This window comes from Microbacterium sp. HD4P20, from assembly GCF_019449275.2.
Lineage (GTDB): Bacteria > Actinomycetota > Actinomycetes > Actinomycetales > Microbacteriaceae > Microbacterium.
This window is the reverse complement of sequence record NZ_JAHZQZ020000014.1, coordinates 222,820-237,204: the sequence shown is the minus strand read 5'-3', so window position 1 is coordinate 237,204 and position 14,385 is coordinate 222,820. Positions and strand designations below refer to the sequence as shown.

18 protein-coding genes and 2 tRNA genes are annotated in these 14,385 nt (G+C 65.0%); 15 read left to right on the top strand and 5 right to left on the bottom strand.

The window, feature by feature from the left end; translation table 11 throughout:
- Positions 1–17 precede the first annotated feature (17 nt).
- The 3 genes from K0817_RS09390 to K0817_RS09380 form a co-directional block, all read right to left on the bottom strand.
- Complete coding sequence (locus tag K0817_RS09390; protein ID WP_219981195.1) at positions 18–602, bottom strand: ATP-dependent Clp protease proteolytic subunit; 585 nt, start codon at positions 600–602, stop codon at positions 18–20.
- 166 nt (positions 603–768) lie between these two features.
- Complete coding sequence (gene tig / locus K0817_RS09385) at positions 769–2,208, bottom strand: trigger factor (RefSeq protein ID WP_219981194.1); 1,440 nt, start codon at positions 2,206–2,208, stop codon at positions 769–771.
- A 78-nt stretch (positions 2,209–2,286) separates the two neighbouring features.
- A tRNA-Pro gene (locus K0817_RS09380) sits at positions 2,287–2,360 on the bottom strand.
- A 128-nt stretch (positions 2,361–2,488) separates the two neighbouring features.
- Here K0817_RS09380 and K0817_RS09375 point away from each other — a divergent pair.
- Positions 2,489–2,562, top strand: a tRNA-Gly gene (locus K0817_RS09375).
- Positions 2,563–2,616: 54 nt separating this feature from the next.
- Here the strand turns inward: K0817_RS09375 and K0817_RS09370 are convergent.
- Complete coding sequence (locus K0817_RS09370) at positions 2,617–3,678, bottom strand: site-specific integrase (protein ID WP_219981193.1); 1,062 nt, start codon at positions 3,676–3,678, stop codon at positions 2,617–2,619.
- Between the two features lie 439 nt (positions 3,679–4,117).
- Here K0817_RS09370 and K0817_RS18530 point away from each other — a divergent pair, with 439 nt between their 5' ends.
- The 12 genes from K0817_RS18530 (at position 4,118) to K0817_RS09315 (ending at position 11,448) form a co-directional block, all read left to right on the top strand.
- The gene (locus K0817_RS18530) at positions 4,118–4,243 is read left to right on the top strand and encodes a hypothetical protein (protein WP_301339804.1); all 126 of its coding nucleotides are present in this window, start codon (positions 4,118–4,120) and stop codon (positions 4,241–4,243) included.
- A 23-nt stretch (positions 4,244–4,266) separates the two neighbouring features.
- The gene (locus K0817_RS09365; protein WP_253735278.1) at positions 4,267–4,743 is read left to right on the top strand and encodes a hypothetical protein; all 477 of its coding nucleotides are present in this window, start codon (positions 4,267–4,269) and stop codon (positions 4,741–4,743) included.
- On the top strand, positions 4,740–4,982 hold the full coding sequence (locus K0817_RS09360) for a hypothetical protein (RefSeq protein WP_219981191.1): 243 nt from the start codon (positions 4,740–4,742) through the stop codon (positions 4,980–4,982). Before K0817_RS09365 ends, K0817_RS09360 begins: the two co-directional genes overlap by 4 nt.
- On the top strand, positions 4,969–5,826 hold the full coding sequence (locus tag K0817_RS09355) for a helix-turn-helix domain-containing protein (RefSeq protein WP_219981190.1): 858 nt from the start codon (positions 4,969–4,971) through the stop codon (positions 5,824–5,826). Before K0817_RS09360 ends, K0817_RS09355 begins: the two co-directional genes overlap by 14 nt.
- Before the next feature lie 73 nt (positions 5,827–5,899).
- A complete protein-coding gene (locus K0817_RS09350; protein WP_219981189.1) occupies positions 5,900–6,271 on the top strand; it encodes a hypothetical protein in 372 nt (123 codons plus the stop codon).
- Between the two features lie 597 nt (positions 6,272–6,868).
- Positions 6,869–8,764, top strand: coding sequence for a hypothetical protein (locus K0817_RS09345; protein WP_253735277.1), 1,896 nt, complete (start codon positions 6,869–6,871; stop codon positions 8,762–8,764).
- 6 nt (positions 8,765–8,770) lie between these two features.
- Entirely contained in the window at positions 8,771–8,968 is a 198-nt protein-coding gene (locus tag K0817_RS09340) for an AlpA family transcriptional regulator (protein WP_219981187.1), read from the top strand.
- Positions 8,968–9,402, top strand: a complete 435-nt coding sequence (locus K0817_RS09335) for an HK97 gp10 family phage protein (protein WP_219981186.1) — start codon at positions 8,968–8,970, stop codon at positions 9,400–9,402. The genes K0817_RS09340 and K0817_RS09335 overlap by 1 nt, the downstream gene beginning before the upstream one ends.
- Positions 9,402–9,668 (top strand): hypothetical protein, encoded by a 267-nt coding sequence (locus K0817_RS09330; protein WP_219981185.1) that lies wholly within the window; start codon positions 9,402–9,404, stop codon positions 9,666–9,668. The genes K0817_RS09335 and K0817_RS09330 overlap by 1 nt, the downstream gene beginning before the upstream one ends.
- A complete protein-coding gene (locus tag K0817_RS09325) occupies positions 9,665–9,874 on the top strand; it encodes a hypothetical protein (RefSeq protein ID WP_219981184.1) in 210 nt (69 codons plus the stop codon). Before K0817_RS09330 ends, K0817_RS09325 begins: the two co-directional genes overlap by 4 nt.
- Positions 9,871–10,233: a hypothetical protein gene (locus K0817_RS09320; RefSeq protein ID WP_219981183.1), complete on the top strand. Its 363-nt coding sequence runs from the start codon at positions 9,871–9,873 to the stop codon at positions 10,231–10,233. Before K0817_RS09325 ends, K0817_RS09320 begins: the two co-directional genes overlap by 4 nt.
- A gap of 255 nt (positions 10,234–10,488) precedes the next feature.
- On the top strand, positions 10,489–11,448 hold the full coding sequence (locus K0817_RS09315) for a hypothetical protein (RefSeq protein WP_219981182.1): 960 nt from the start codon (positions 10,489–10,491) through the stop codon (positions 11,446–11,448).
- A 473-nt stretch (positions 11,449–11,921) separates the two neighbouring features.
- On the opposite strand, the gene K0817_RS09310 is transcribed toward K0817_RS09315, so the two are convergent.
- The gene (locus K0817_RS09310; protein ID WP_219981181.1) at positions 11,922–12,635 is read right to left on the bottom strand and encodes a DUF4145 domain-containing protein; all 714 of its coding nucleotides are present in this window, start codon (positions 12,633–12,635) and stop codon (positions 11,922–11,924) included.
- 80 nt (positions 12,636–12,715) lie between these two features.
- On the opposite strand from K0817_RS09310, the gene K0817_RS09305 reads away from it, so the two are divergent.
- Together K0817_RS09305 and K0817_RS09300 are read left to right on the top strand one after the other, a co-directional pair.
- Positions 12,716–13,207: a hypothetical protein gene (locus K0817_RS09305; protein ID WP_219981180.1), complete on the top strand. Its 492-nt coding sequence runs from the start codon at positions 12,716–12,718 to the stop codon at positions 13,205–13,207.
- A 957-nt stretch (positions 13,208–14,164) separates the two neighbouring features.
- Positions 14,165–14,380 (top strand): hypothetical protein, encoded by a 216-nt coding sequence (locus K0817_RS09300; RefSeq protein WP_219981179.1) that lies wholly within the window; start codon positions 14,165–14,167, stop codon positions 14,378–14,380.
- Positions 14,381–14,385 lie beyond the last annotated feature (5 nt).

The window sequence follows — 14,385 nt, the reverse complement described above, 5'->3', positions numbered from 1 at the left end:
TTTCGCCTTCGGTGCGCTCAGTTGGCGGTTCCGCCGCCGCCGATGACGTCGGAGGCAGACTCGCGGATGTGGTCGACGAAGCCGTACTCGAGGGCTTCCTCGGCGCCGAACCAGCGGTCGCGGTCGCCGTCGGCGTTGATCTGCTCGACGCTCTTACCGGTCTGAGCCGCGGTGATCTCGGCGAGCCGCTTCTTCATGTCGAGGATCAGCTGCGCCTGCGTCTGGATGTCGCTCGCCGTGCCGCCGAAGCCACCGTGCGGCTGGTGCAGCAGCACGCGGGCGTTCGGGGTGATGTAACGCTTGCCCTTGGTGCCGGCGGTCAGGAGCAGCTGCCCCATGGAGGCGGCCATGCCGATGCCCACGGTGACGATGTCGTTCGGCACGAACTGCATCGTGTCGTAGATCGCCATGCCGGCCGTGATCGAACCGCCGGGCGAGTTGATGTAGAGGTAGATGTCCTTCTGCGAGTCTTCGGCGGCGAGAAGGAGGATCTTCGCGCAGATCTCGTTCGCGTTCTCATCCCGCACCTCCGACCCGAGCCAGATGATGCGGTCCTTCAGCAGCCTGTCGAAGACGCTCGTCGCGACAAGTGGTTCGGCCATGTGTGCTCCTGTTTCCTTGGGTCCTCGTCGAATCTACCGGCGCGTCCGGCGCGACCCGGCCGTGTTCGCCCTGGGCAGATCAGGGCGCGCTCGAATGCGCTCCTCGATGACGAAGGGGGACGGATGCCGCAGCATCCGTCCCCCTTCGTCGCTGCTGTCGCAGCGGCTACTCCTTGTCGGCGGCCTTCTTCTTGGCCGGCGCCTTCTTCTTGGCGGGCTTCGCCTCGGCCTCGGCCTCTTCGGCCTCGATCACGGCGTCGGCGTCGGCCGCGGCATCCGCGATCTCCTGCGCCTCTTCGACGACCTCTTCCTCAGCTGCTTCCTCGTCCTCGACGGCGACGAAACCGGTGAGGTCGACGGTGGCGCCGTTGGTGTCGACGACGGTGACCTTGCCGAGGGCCACCGCGAGGGCCTTGTTGCGGGCGACCTCGCCGACCATCGCGGGCAGCTGGTTGCCCTCCTGCAGCGCGTTGACGAAGTCCTGCGGCGCCATGCCGTACTGGCTGGCGGACTGCACGAGGTACTGCGTGAGCTCGTCCTGCGAGACCTGCACGTTGACCGACTCGGCGATCTTGTCGAGCAGCATCTGCGTCTTGAACTGCTTCTCGCTCGCCTCGGCGACCTCGGCGCGGTGCACGTCGTCCTCGAGACGGCCTTCGCCCTCGAGGTGATTGTGCACCTCGTCCTGGATGAGCTGCGGCGGAACCGGGATCTCGACGCGCTCGAGCAGCGTCTCGATCAGCTTGTCGCGAGCCGCGGAGCCCTGCGTGAACACCGACTGCTGGCCGACGCGCTCCCTGAGGCTGTCACGCAGTTCGGCGATGGTGTCGAACTCGCTCGCGATCTGGGCGAAGTCGTCGTCGGCCTCGGGAAGCTCACGTTCCTTCACAGCCTTGACGGTGACGGCGACCTCGGCCTCTTCACCGGCGTGATCGCCGCCGACGAGCTTCGAGCGGAAGGTGGTCTCCTCACCGGCGGTGAGCGACTCGATCGCCTCGTCGATGCCCTCGAGCAGCTCGCCCGACCCGACCTCGTACGACACGCCCTCGGCGCGGTCGATCTCGGTCCCGTCGATCTCGGCGACCAGGTCGAGCTCGACGAAGTCGCCGGTCGCGGCCGGGCGGTCGACGGTCACCAGCGTGCCGAAGCGGCTGCGAAGGCGGTCGAGCTCCTCGTCGATGGCGGCCTCGTCGACCTCGACGGCGTCGACCTCGATCGTCGTGCCCTCGAGGGCAGGAAGCTCGAACTCGGGACGCACGTCCACCTCGACCTGCACCTCGAGGTCGCCTGAGAAGTCCTTCTCGTTCGGCCACTCGGTGACCTCGGCGCTCGGGCGGCCCAGCACGCGCAGCTCATTGGCCGTGACGGCCTCACGGTAGAAGGTGTCGAGACCCTCGCTCACGGCGTGCTCGAGCACGGCGACGCGGCCGACGCGCTGGTCGATGATCGGCGCCGGCACCTTGCCCTTGCGGAAGCCCGGGATCTGCACATCCTGCGCGATGTGCTCGTACGCGTGTGCGATCGACGGCTTGAGCTCGTCGGGGCTGACCGTGATGTGCAGCTTCACCCGGGTCGGGCTGAGCTTCTCGACGGTGCTGTTCACCATGCCTGTTCGTTCTCCTCTATCGGACCGCGCGCGAGCGCGGCGGTTGAGTCTGGGGTTGGAATTCTGTGGGCCGTGATGTCGGGGCGACAGGATTTGAACCTGCGGCCTCCCGCTCCCAAAGCGGGCGCTCTACCAAGCTGAGCTACGCCCCGGGCGGGTTCGCGCACGTGCATGCGCCATTCGGCCCCGAGAAGTCTAGCCGACGCGCCCGGCACTCGCCTCGCGCACGGGCCGCGCGCATTCGTGGCATAGAATGGCGGATGCCGCGGCTCGCCGCTGCGGGGATGTAGCTCAATGGTAGAGCCTCAGTCTTCCAAACTGATGGTGCGGGTTCGATTCCCGTCATCCCCTCCAAACAAGAATGCCCCGATATCTCGGGGCTTTCTTCATGTCTCGGCTAGGTCAGGCTCAAGCCACGATGGCCTCGCGTGCCCGATACGTGCCCGACGCGTCTCTATATGTGCCCGTAGCGGATGCCGCAGAGAGCGCGTCCATGCGCTCTGCCAGTAGGGCTGAACGTTCCTCGGCGACGTGCTGATAGGTCATCGCCGCTGCCGTCGTTCGGTGCCCTGCGCGTGCCATCAGTTCGCGGGTCGTCGCGCCTGCCTGCGCCGCCAGCGTGAGGCCTGCGTGCCGCACATCGTGCACGTGGAACTGATCTAGGCCGAGAGCCTTGGTCGCCTTCCGCCATGCCTGCTGTGTCGCGTTCCTCGTCAACGAAGATCGGCCTGTGTAGTCAAGGAACATCGGGCTCTTGGCTGCGCCCTTCGTCGCGCTAATGTGCGCCTTCAGCATGGCTGCCGTACTCGGCGGTAGCGCCACGGTGCGAGCCTGGCCGGTCTTGGTCGGCGTCGTCAGTCGTCGCCCGTTCACGTCGATCACCTGACGCTCGACGCGCAGTGTCGCGGCCTCGGCGTCAAAGTCTCCGCGTTGCAGGCCGACGAGTTCACCGAGCCGCAGGTGCGCACCGAACATGACGTGCAGAGGGGTTCGGTAGTGCTGCGGCATCCGGTCAACGATGGTCGCGAGCACGTCGGGTGAGAGGTATGGCCGTTCATCGGCCTTGGCGACACCTGCGCCAACGATGGTGCACGGGTTCGACGCGATGAGTCGATCGCGCACGGCTGTTCCGAAGACAGCCTTCGCGAGGGCGTACGCCTGCCTGCGGCGCGTTGGATGGGCGGCACGGCTCGTGTACCAAGACCGCACGTCCTGTGGCTTCACGCTGGCGATGGTGACCCGGTGGAGCGGTTCTAGGTCACGCGTGATCAGGTCGGTGTACAACTCCGCTGTTCTCGGTGCGAGTCGGCCCCGCGTGCCGCCGTTCGCGATGAACTCGGTGGCGTACGAAAGGAACGTGACCTGACCGGCGCGATGGTCGATGAACGCGCCTCTAGAGAGGTCCGTCTGCGTCTGCGCGAGGAACTGCTGGGCGTCGCGCTTCGTGTCGAACGTGCGCGGCGCGGTCATCCGCTCCCCTGCATCAGTCGTCCAGCGTGCCTGCCATCGGCCCGATGGCATCTGTCGGATCGAGCCGAAGCCGTTTCTCCTGGCCATGATGTGTAACGCCTCTCTGTCTGCACCTTGATAGGCCTAGCCGTTACAGCGAGATTAACGCGAATCAGTCCACACCACCAGTCTGGTCCACCAGTTTGGTAACTTGACCTGGCGTTTATTGCTCTCACAGTCTGCGGTCGTCCTGTACACTTGAGAGCGAGAGAGAGCGGGCAGTACGGCCCCGGATGCCGTGCACGAGTGTTGGAAGGTCGACACGTTGATGCAGCCCTCTCACCCCGGTCCCGCGACCGAGATTCTCCGCCCGCCGTCCGCGCGTGGCTATGTCGGACGGGCACGCTCCGTCGAAGGTTCGGAAGGCGGGCCGCTCACGACCTTCGCCTATCAGCGGCTCATGGTCGCGAACATCGCGCAGGCCGTGCGCACGCGTCTCGCCGAGACTGACGTGCGGCTCACTGCCGAACAGGCGGACGTGCTGTGCGAGTTCATTCGCGCCGAGGCCATCGAGGCGCGTGACTGATGGCGTCCGAAAGGCAGATCGCCATGCTCGCCGCCGCTGCCGAGAAGCGTGGCCTGGCGAAGCCGTGCGATGAGTACGTTGCTCCGTTCGACAACGCCGAGGTCAGCGCGGCACTCAAGGCTCTGGAGGCTGGCCGTGACTACTTCGCTGGCCGCGAGTGCACAGAGAGCGGTCACGAGTCGGCGCGGCATCCGGCCACCGACAAGCAGGCAGGCTGGCTCTACAAGGTGGCGTTGGAGCACAGACTGAAGCCGCTCGACAAGGCGTGGGTGATCAAGAACCTGTCCGCCGATGAGGTTCGCGGGCTGGTCGCAGACATCGAGAAGGGCAATGACCCGCTCGCCTCACTCCATGCGCGGGCGGATGCCGCATGGCCCGAGACAGCACACCGCACTCCCCCGCCGTCGCGCACGGTTGCTGATACCGACGTGATCGACGTGCTGCGCTCGATCGAGAGCGCCGTGAAGCGCATCGCCGACCGGCTGGAGGCCGGCCGATGATCGGCGTCGCCACGAGCCCGGACGTGCTGAGCGTTGAGCGCATCGCTCGCGTGCAGGCCATGAGGGCTGACGGTCTGCGCCCGCATCACATCGGCAAGGAGTTCGCGGGCATCGGCGTCTTGGAGTCGTACACCGTCACGCCGTGCTGCATCGAGGTGCGCGCATCGGGCAATGACATTGCGCTCCGCCACGATCTGCGGATCGGCTACTACAAGGAAGCCCGTCGTGAAAACGCCTGAGTGGGTGTGGAACGACGTGCGCCCTGGTGCGCTGAGCATGCAGGCTCGTGCCGCGTACGGCACGCTGCTGGCGATGCGCAACACCAGAACAGGCGAGTGCTTTCCGTCGATGAGAACGCTGTGCAGCAGGCTCGGCGTGAGCGAGAACGCACTGCGCGGTTACATCAGGGAGGCCGCTGACGCGGGCCTCGTGCACGTGAAGAAGGTCTGGCGCAACGGCGACCAGAAGAACGTCTACGCGGTCAGCGCCTTCGAGGCTGTGCCCGTATGGCTGGCGACCGACGACGCTATCGCCAAGAACAGAACCTCAGAATCTGCGGTTCAGTCCCGTCGGCTGGCGAAGAGAACCGCAGAAAATGAGCCTCAGAATCTGCGGAATAACCATAGGCCTCAGAATCTGCGGAATAACTCCCCTAACGGAGTTAACTCCCGCGAGCAAGTCGCGAAGCGTGACACTCCTGCCGCTGATGCGGCATCCGTGTCACCGACTGATGCATGGGCTCGACTGAGTGACGAGTCTCGCGAAGTCCTCACCGACCTTGCTCGCCTGATCGCCGACGACCCGAACCCGGACCTGTCCGCAGTGCAGTACGAACTCGCTACCTGTGGGCATGCCTACCTCGATCGCGAGATGCGCGGAGATGCCTTCGCGCTCGATCGCAGGTATAGAGCGGACACGCTCGCTTCGATCACGAGTGGCGAGGTACGCGAGGTCTTGGCGTTCAACGGGCGGCTCTCGGATACCGAACGTGCGGCTTCCAAGCGGGCTGAGCCGTGGCCCTCTGTTCCGAGTGCGGCGGAATCACATGCGCCTCACGCATTCAAGGACGACGATCCGTTCTGAAAATCATGGCTAAGACCGATCGCGCCACGCACGCTGGAAAGTCCGACTTTCCGTCAACGAGAGCGATCACGTGATGAGCCAGGACGCGCAGTCAGATGCCTTCCGCTGCATCGTGCACGACGCTGACGGCCTCGTGATCGCACGCGTCACGTCTTCAGATGACTGGTACGCGTATGGCTGGGATGCCGCACGCGTGGCTGCGGTCGCCGCGGATACCGCTGAGCAGAGGCGCGTCGAACAGATCGTGAATGGCGGTGCGGGTCCGCTCGACGAGGAACGAGTGCGGTTGATCGAGGCCACGTCCGCCTTCTTCTCGCTGCTCGCGCGTCTGCATGAGCGCGCGTATGTGTCGGTCGAAGAGGTTTCCGACGAGATGACCGACGCGATTGCGCGTCTCTCGCGGTCGGCGAACGGCGTCATCGCAGAGTCGATCTGGCTGGAGTAGCACAGGCTCAGAACCAGTCTCGTTGTGTACCACATAATGCGTTTGACCTGGGCTTTAGTGGCTCCACGAGGTAGAATGGGCAGCGAGAATTGACACGAGACTCAGGTGAAGAACATGCGGAACACGGCGGCTATCGAGGCGTTCAGCCTCCCTGATCTGGCGGGCTGAGTCATCGCCGCCGTGTGGGGTCACGCAACGATCGTCGTTGATGCTGATGGCCGCGACCTCCCGCGTCAGGTGCGGATCATCGCTCGGCGGGCAGGCGAACGGGCTGGCCGCGACTTCGGCCAGTCGTTCAATAGGTCGCTGAGCAACCTGCTCCGCAAGAACGACTCGTTCACTCGCCTTACCGGCTCGCTGAAGCGGACGGGTGGCGCGCTCCAGCACTTCTCGAACGGCTGGCGCGGACTCTCTCACAACACGCGGCAGTGGACCCTCATTGTCGGCGCGGTCACCGCCGCTCTCCCGCAGATCGTCACCTTGGCCTCGGCGGCGGCATCGGGCATCCTCACTCTCGGTTCTGCGTTCACGTCTGTCGGCATCGGACTCGGTGTCACGATCGCGGCATTCGCTCGCTTCGCCGGGGACATCGAAGACGTGCCGGATGCCGTGCGTCCCGCGCGTGCCGCCTTCGACCGGCTGAAGGACACTCTCAGCGACCTGAACGGCGAACTGACGGCTCGCGTCTTCCGCGATACCGAGAAGGCGTGGAAGTCGCTGACGGACACGGTGCAAGGGTTGCAGAAGCCGCTGGAGAAGGTGGCCGATGTCGTCAACGGCCTGATCCAAGACTTCGCGAAGAACCTCGCTCCTGGCACCAGGAATTTCGAGAACCTGTCGAAGGTTGTCGAGGGGTCTGCTCCGATCTTCGACCGACTCGCGCGCGCCGCAGGGACGTTCGGGGCTGCCTTGCTCGCGGCGTTCGCGAACCCCGCGATGCAGCAGGCCGTCGAAGGTCTTGCCGGGTGGCTCAACGACCTCGCGACAGGTTTCGACAACTTCGTGAACGGACCCGGCTACAGCGAATGGGTGACTCGTGGCGCGTCGGTGTTCGAGCATCTCGGCGGGCTGCTGGAAAGCCTGGGCGACGCCCTGAGCGGGCTGTTCGATCAGCAGAGCACGGACAACCTCAACAACTTCATCGACGGTCTGGCTCGGTTCCTCGAAGGCCCGGGCAAGAGCCTTGTCGAGTTCTTCGACCAGTTGGACATTCCTGGTGCCGTGGTCGGCGCGCTCAACAACCTCGGCGACGCGCTGAAGCCGATCCTGGACTTCGCGACCGGCTTCATCAGGGCGAACCCGGACGCCGTCCGCGCCGGTCTGGTCGGCATCGGCACCGCTCTGGGTGCGATTGCCGCAGTAAAGATCACCACCGCTATCGTCGGCCCGCTGGCTGGATTCATGGGCGTGATGAGCGGCCGGAACACCGATAAGGTCAGCAAGTTCTCCGCTGCGCTCACCGGGGCCGCTGTGGCCTGGAGCGGGCTGGTACTCGCGACACAGGACGACCCGTCCACCAAGATCACCGGGCTGTTGAGCACGATTGGCGGGTTTGCTGTCATCGGCTCGGCCTTCGGCGGGGTCGGTGCGGCCATCGGCGCTCTGATGGGCGCTCTGGCAGGTATGGACGCCGCATTCGGCACCTTCTTCACCAAACTGCCCATTCTGGCTTCCGCAGGCTTCGTGCTCGTCGCTGCGACGTTGCAGAACTTCGCCACCAACACGCTGCCCGCCTGGTGGGCGGGCGTCACGTCGTGGTTCAAGGGCCTGTCGCTCATCGGAGAAGGCAACAATCCGTGGGCCGACGTGGCGTACGAGTGGGGCCAGACGATCCGCGCCTTCTTCACGGAGACTCTACCTGCGTGGTGGAGCGACGTGACGACGTGGTTCAACGGGTTGACGCTGATCGGCGCGGGCAACAACCCCTGGGCCGATGTCGCCTACGAGTGGGGTCAGACGATTCGCAACTTCTTCGCCGTCACGCTGCCCGCGTGGTGGAGGGACATCACGAACTGGTTCAACGGCTTGTCACTCATCGGCCACGGCAGGAATCCGATCGCGGACCTGGCTGCCGATTGGGGCAGAAGCCTGCGCAACTTCCTCACGGTCACGCTTCCGAACTGGTGGCAGAGCGTGCTCAACTTCTTCTCTGGCAAGAGCCTGTCGAACGCTGTCGGCAAGGCGCTCCGCCTGCCTGGTGGCGGCGGTGGTGGCGGCGGGATGGCTGCTGGCGGCGTTCTTCTCGGCCCTCGGCGCATCCTGGCTGGCGAGGCCGGACCGGAGGCGATCGTTCCTCTGCGCCGCGACCTGAACCAGGTCGATCCGTCCGTGCGCTGGCTGTCCGCAGTCGCACAGGGCAAGAGCACGACAGGTGGCGGGCACGTCGCCGCTGGCCGGACCATGAGCAACACCTTCTACATCAACGAAGCAGGTGACTCGCGCAGGACCGCTAATGACGTGGTTCGGCGTCTGGTCGAGAGTGTGGCGGGCTGAGGGATCATGACTACTCGAAACCGGATGCCGCGTCTTCTGACACCCGCCGAGGTCGCCGACATTCTCGGCGTCGAACCTCGGACGCTCCAGCGCTGGCGCGACAAGAACACCGGTCCTGCTTCGGTACGGCTCAGTCACCGCACGGTCAGGTATCCGCTCGATGACCTGATCCGATACCTGAACGACAGTCGAGAGGCAGTCTGATGCCCGTCATCGTGCAGGTCTACGACTCCCGTATCGCTGCCGCCTTCCAGCCCGGTGGCATGGTGTTCGGCGAAATGCGCTCGATGAGCCGTCAGAATCGGACCATCGCGAAAGCGAACGCACCTGTGCGCACAGGCCGCGTGCGTGACTCGATCGAGAGCGACGTGCAGCCTTCGGGCGTCTTCTCCACGACTTATCGGGTCGGCGTCGGCGAGGACTACGCGCCGTTCGTTCTCGGCGGTACTTCAGGACCGATCACGGCGAAGCGCGGCCCCAGGCTCATGATGAGGCCTGCCCCCTACTCTCACCTGCCGGTCAACCCGAGCCCCGGAAGCGGTGGCCGCTGGCCGTTCAAGAGCGTGCGCGGCCAGGCCGCCAACGACTTCCTGACCGAATCACTTCGCGCCACCTTCGCCCTGCGGGGGTTGGTCTGATGGGCACGGCAAGTGCGACGCCCGCTCCGGGCGGCGTGGATGTGGCGGCTCTCGCGGTGGAGGTCGCATCGGCGCTTCGCGGTCGCGTCGTGTACCGGCGTAATGCCTACCGGTTCAAGGTCCGCAGCGGCATCGGCAAGCCTCTGCCGAATGCCCTCATCGTGGCGATCGTCGCAGCCAACCTGCCGCGCGCGTCCATCCCCCAGACCGAAATTCTGGCCCGCTGCGTGGTCGGAAGCGACGAGTTCAAGGAAGCGCTGGGATGAACGCCGCACCGACACCGAACCTGCTCGCGAAGGTCGCCCCTCGTCACTTGGCCGAATCGGTGGACGACGCTGCCCGGGTGGTGCTCGGACGGCTCGACATTCGCCGTTGCACGCCCGAACAGGTGCAGTCCGCGCTTGGCGGCATCGGCCTGCATCTGCCCTTGGCCGTCTGTGGTGACTGGCTCGATGAGAGGCGCGGAGCATGAACGCCGACGAAACGCTGTTCGTGGGCGCGATGGAACAGGACACCGCGCCGACGCATGGGCCGCTCGGCCTGACCGGACGCGCGCGCGAGTACGTCGCCGCATGGCTAGCCTCCGTGGATCACGGATGCGGACACGCGACCGAGGTGCGATTCACGGCCATGCCGGTGCGGTCGGCGCTGTGCCCGGACTGCGCACAGGCCACGGGGCTGCTGGATTGCGCCATGCGGTGCGGGCGCTGCCGCGTGTCCGTCGATCCGGCTCGCGGCGACTATGCGGCGGTGTTCGCCGTGAACGCCTCCGTGATCGCGTTCTTGGCGATGTGCGCTCAGTGCATGGAGATGAAGGAGGGAAACGAATGACTATCGAAACGTGCGTGAAGTGTGGCGGGCCAATGCCCATTACGAGGGCAACGCTGGCGGCAGGACTGCGTCATACCGCATGCCGGTACCCGCTGCGGTCGCTGACGGCTTCGGCGGCGGACGTGGACGCGCACGCCCTCGATGTTTGGTCGACACGGGTCACGCTGGCAGGCATGCTGCGCGCGCACGGGATGGGGGTGTGAGCATGACGACGCTGCAGGAACACCTGACGCGCGATCTGGGGCGGTGGCTCGGATGAACCGCGCGGCCACCATTCAGCGACTGAGGGAGACGCTGAGTGCCCGGGATGAGCGCGAACGGGCATTACCTCGGGCCAAGTGTCGTGTCTGCGGAGGCTGGGCGCGCAAGGGCGAGGGCGAGAGGACCCGCGAACCCGAGTTCGCCGATGCCCGCGACAAGGCAGACCACGCCTACTGGCTCTCTCGGCAGCCCGGTGACGTGGACGGTTGGCGGCGCACCTGTGCAATGTGCGCTCGTGCCGAAGCCGAGAAGCGTGCGGCATCCACAATCTTGCTTGCCGTGGTCGGTTCGCATGATCTGAAAGAGCACGAAGCAAGCCGAGTCATCGGCGTGCTGAGGAACCGCGATCCTGATGGCCCTGGTTTCGTGGGCGGCGTAACAGCCGAGGCGAACGGTCGCGCCACAGGTACGCCGTGGGACCACGTGTCGGACGCCGACCGTGGCCGGCTGCGCGAAGCGTGGGCGACCCTCATCGCCGCGCGGAGTCCGCGACCCTCGCAATGGGGCGGCTGTGGCATGTGTGGCCGCGCGGAAGCCGTAGGCGACTGGTGGCGGGCACCCGACACCCTGCGCTGGCCTGACGGCTCACGCACGGCGTTCTGCGCCGCGTGCGCGGCGGTCTGGGATCGGCGCGGTGGGCCGTCGCATATCGATGACCTGCGCCGGGTTGGCGTGGAAGCCGCAACCGGCTGGCCGGTGCCTCTTGGCAACAGCGCCCCGCCGTTGTTTCGGCTGTTCGCGGAGTCGCGGTCGGCTGATCCTGCGGGCTTAACCGAATCGTGGTCCTGGTCGGACGGGCTGCGTCAGTACATCGAAGAAGTCTGGACGCGGCATCCGGCATATGCGCCCGAGCACCGCCGCGAAGGGTTTGAACAGCGTCGCCGCGTCGAGTTCGCCGCCATGACGGCAGAAGCGAGTAGCGAGAAGATTCGTCAGGAGGCCGCTACCTGGTGAGCGAGACCGGGGATGCCTGAACTCACGCGGCGGCGCGCGTAGCGCTCTAGCGGACGGAGTGGGCGAGGGCATCCCCTTGAAACATCTCTGCCGTGTAGGGGCGCGCCGTAGAGTCGTTACATGGTTCTTCGGGTCGGTCACTCTGCGCAGCCGCACCCGTCTGCCAAGCCGGGAACAGTCCTCGTCTGGACCTACACGTGCGCAGAGTGCGGCGACGTGTTCGACGCCCGCAAGTTCACACCCTGCGACGAGAACGGCACTCTCTACTGCGGGGCACACGTACCTGCCGGTAGCCATCGATGGTGCTCAGTCGGCGGTCATGTGATCGTCGGCGACACTTGCAAGATCAGCCACGACAAGAGCGCGAAGACAGCGAGCGAAGACCGTCCCTGCCAGTGGTGCGGCGAATCGCTCAAGGGCTATCGGTCAGATGCCGTCTACTGCTCGGCACGCTGCCGAGTCGCCGCGCATCGTCAATCGTCCTGATCGGCAGAACCATCTAGAGTTGCTTCGCCTCCGGCGTCGGCATCGCGACGTGCCTCACGGCGCTCCTTCAATCGAGCAATGCGCTTGGGGCCGATGAAAACCTCTTGAAGCACCTCATCCATGAATGCGAGCACATCGGCCACGTCTTCTGAGGTGGGCTCGTCGTCAATGTCGCCGTGCGCCATGTCGTTGCCGAAATGCCGTATCTCGTGCGCCGCCTCTTGTGTGCTCGGCCGAATGAGATTGCGAGATGCGAGGGCATCGATCTTGGCGACAAGCGCGCCCGTGTTGATTCCATTGTTCTTCGCCGTTGCCTCTACGACCGTTCGAGCCATCAGAATCGCCGCCATCCCCGCCCCGACCGCGCTAGCCGTGTGGGCCTCCTTGGCTGCGCGTCTGATCGCGTTGGGGACGTCGGGAAAGTCGGGCGCTTGCTGCGGCGGGTGCCACGTCAGACCTGGCCGGCCAAAGGTCTCGTCAGCCGCAGACGGAGCCTCATTGCTCGCGAGTTGGCGAAAGGCCACTGACACGCGGCCGCAGTTGTCGCATGTCGCGGCTCCTTGAATCGTGTAGGCAATGCGTGCGGGGAGCGTGCCGACGTGCTCGATAAACGACGCGGGAATGAGGGTCTCGATGTAGTTCACCCATACGCGGGTCATGTGTGAGAAGCGACCGCAGTAGCCGCACGTCGTTGATGCCATGGGGCCAATGCTGGCAGCAACGAATGGGATTTCGTGGGACAGAACCGCCGCGCGCCGTGATGTGCCGCTAGTGTCTGGGCGTGATCTTCGTGGCCAAAGACGATGACCCGTATGCTGCAGTCGCTCTGGTGATATCGCAGTGGGCATTAGGTATCTCGGCATTGACCTTCGTGGTCTCCATCGTCGCGCTCTGGTGGACGATACGAGAGTGGCGGCACTCAGGGGCGAGGGTGGACGTTTCGGGCACCGCCTGGCGCAGCCCGACGACACAGCGCATCCACACTTCGATCCGCAATCACGGACGGACCGCGATCACCGTGAACTATGTACTCTTGTTCGCCTCGGGTCGCGGCCGACAGCCGGATAGAGAAGCACCTGCGATGTTCCTTGGCAGTAGACCCGGCGAACCATTGGCGGACGTCAAGCCGTATCGGTTGGAGCCACAATCGAGTCTCGAACTCGAAGCGGACATCTCGCCGACCGCACCGTTCTATGGCCTACCTCGGTACTGGGTGGATGTTGAACTCGCGACCGGCAAGGTGCGCAAGAGCGGCTGGATCCAGAACAACTAAGGCCAGCGCGGACGCTCTTGACGAAGACTCCACGACGATCGCCCAACGCTTGGTCGGCTCTGTCGTCCGACCGGAGTAATCTCGACGGTCTCGGGGGCCGGTTCCGAGTCCTGAAAGGACCGACCGATGCCACGAGGCGAACGCGTCTCATCTGACCTCGACTTTCGCGCGTACGAGTACCTAGAGCGCGGCGTGAACGAAGTGCTCGAACTCACCTACCTCCGCTCTGGGTCTGATCCAGAGTGGGAGCGCCCCCACCAGGACGGGCAAGACATAACCGATCAACCTGAGCGGTGGACCCCGTATCAGCGTGCGCGGCGGATCGCGTACGAAGCGCGGGTAGAGGGCTATCGAGAACGCGGCCTGATTTAGGGCGTCAAGGACATGTCGCAATCCGACACGACATCCTCGACACGAACGAGTGCACGACTTACAGACTCCGAGGGTGCGGTATCACGCTAGTTTCCGCTGGGATTTGTCACGCGCGACCGCAATCACGGAGGCCGATGCCCGGCGTATCGCGACTCGGGTGTCGCCCGGTTCGTTTATCGTGAGGGTCCCAGAGCCACACGGACTCTGGGACCCCACTCAAACGAGGAGACGATGCCTATGAACGAGCAATCATCAACCGTCCAGATCATCACTCAGATCAACGCGCTGTTAGCCCAGCCGGTGATCGTTCTAGTGATCTTCTCTATCCTCATTCGCTGAACGCAGTACCTAGAGTATGCCCTGACCACCGACACGGGTGGTCAGGGCTTCTCTTTGCCAACCCGCCTTGCCAGTGTTCTAGACGGAGTTAGGCAGGAAGAACAGCCCGCAAGTCTTGCACTCGAAGCCACCCGGAGCGTCGCGAAGCACGGTGCCGCACTTCGGGCATCTTGGCTGGCCGAGGATTTCCATAGGTCCAGCCTAAGTTCTGGGCAGCGGATAGATGGAGCCGATACGTTCGGGCGCATGACCTACATCACGCGCGAGTACGAAGAAGGCGAATTGATGGAGCGCATCAGCGAACTCCGTCCCTCTCTGGTCATCCCCGACAACGTGCATCTTGTCGGCTTCAAGGCTGACGTACCGACCGGAAACACCAACTTCCGGACGCTCGAAGTCACGCTCGGCTTCCGTTTCACGCACGAAGAATGGGACCGCCTGCTGGCGAATCCGAGCGCGTAGCGGTC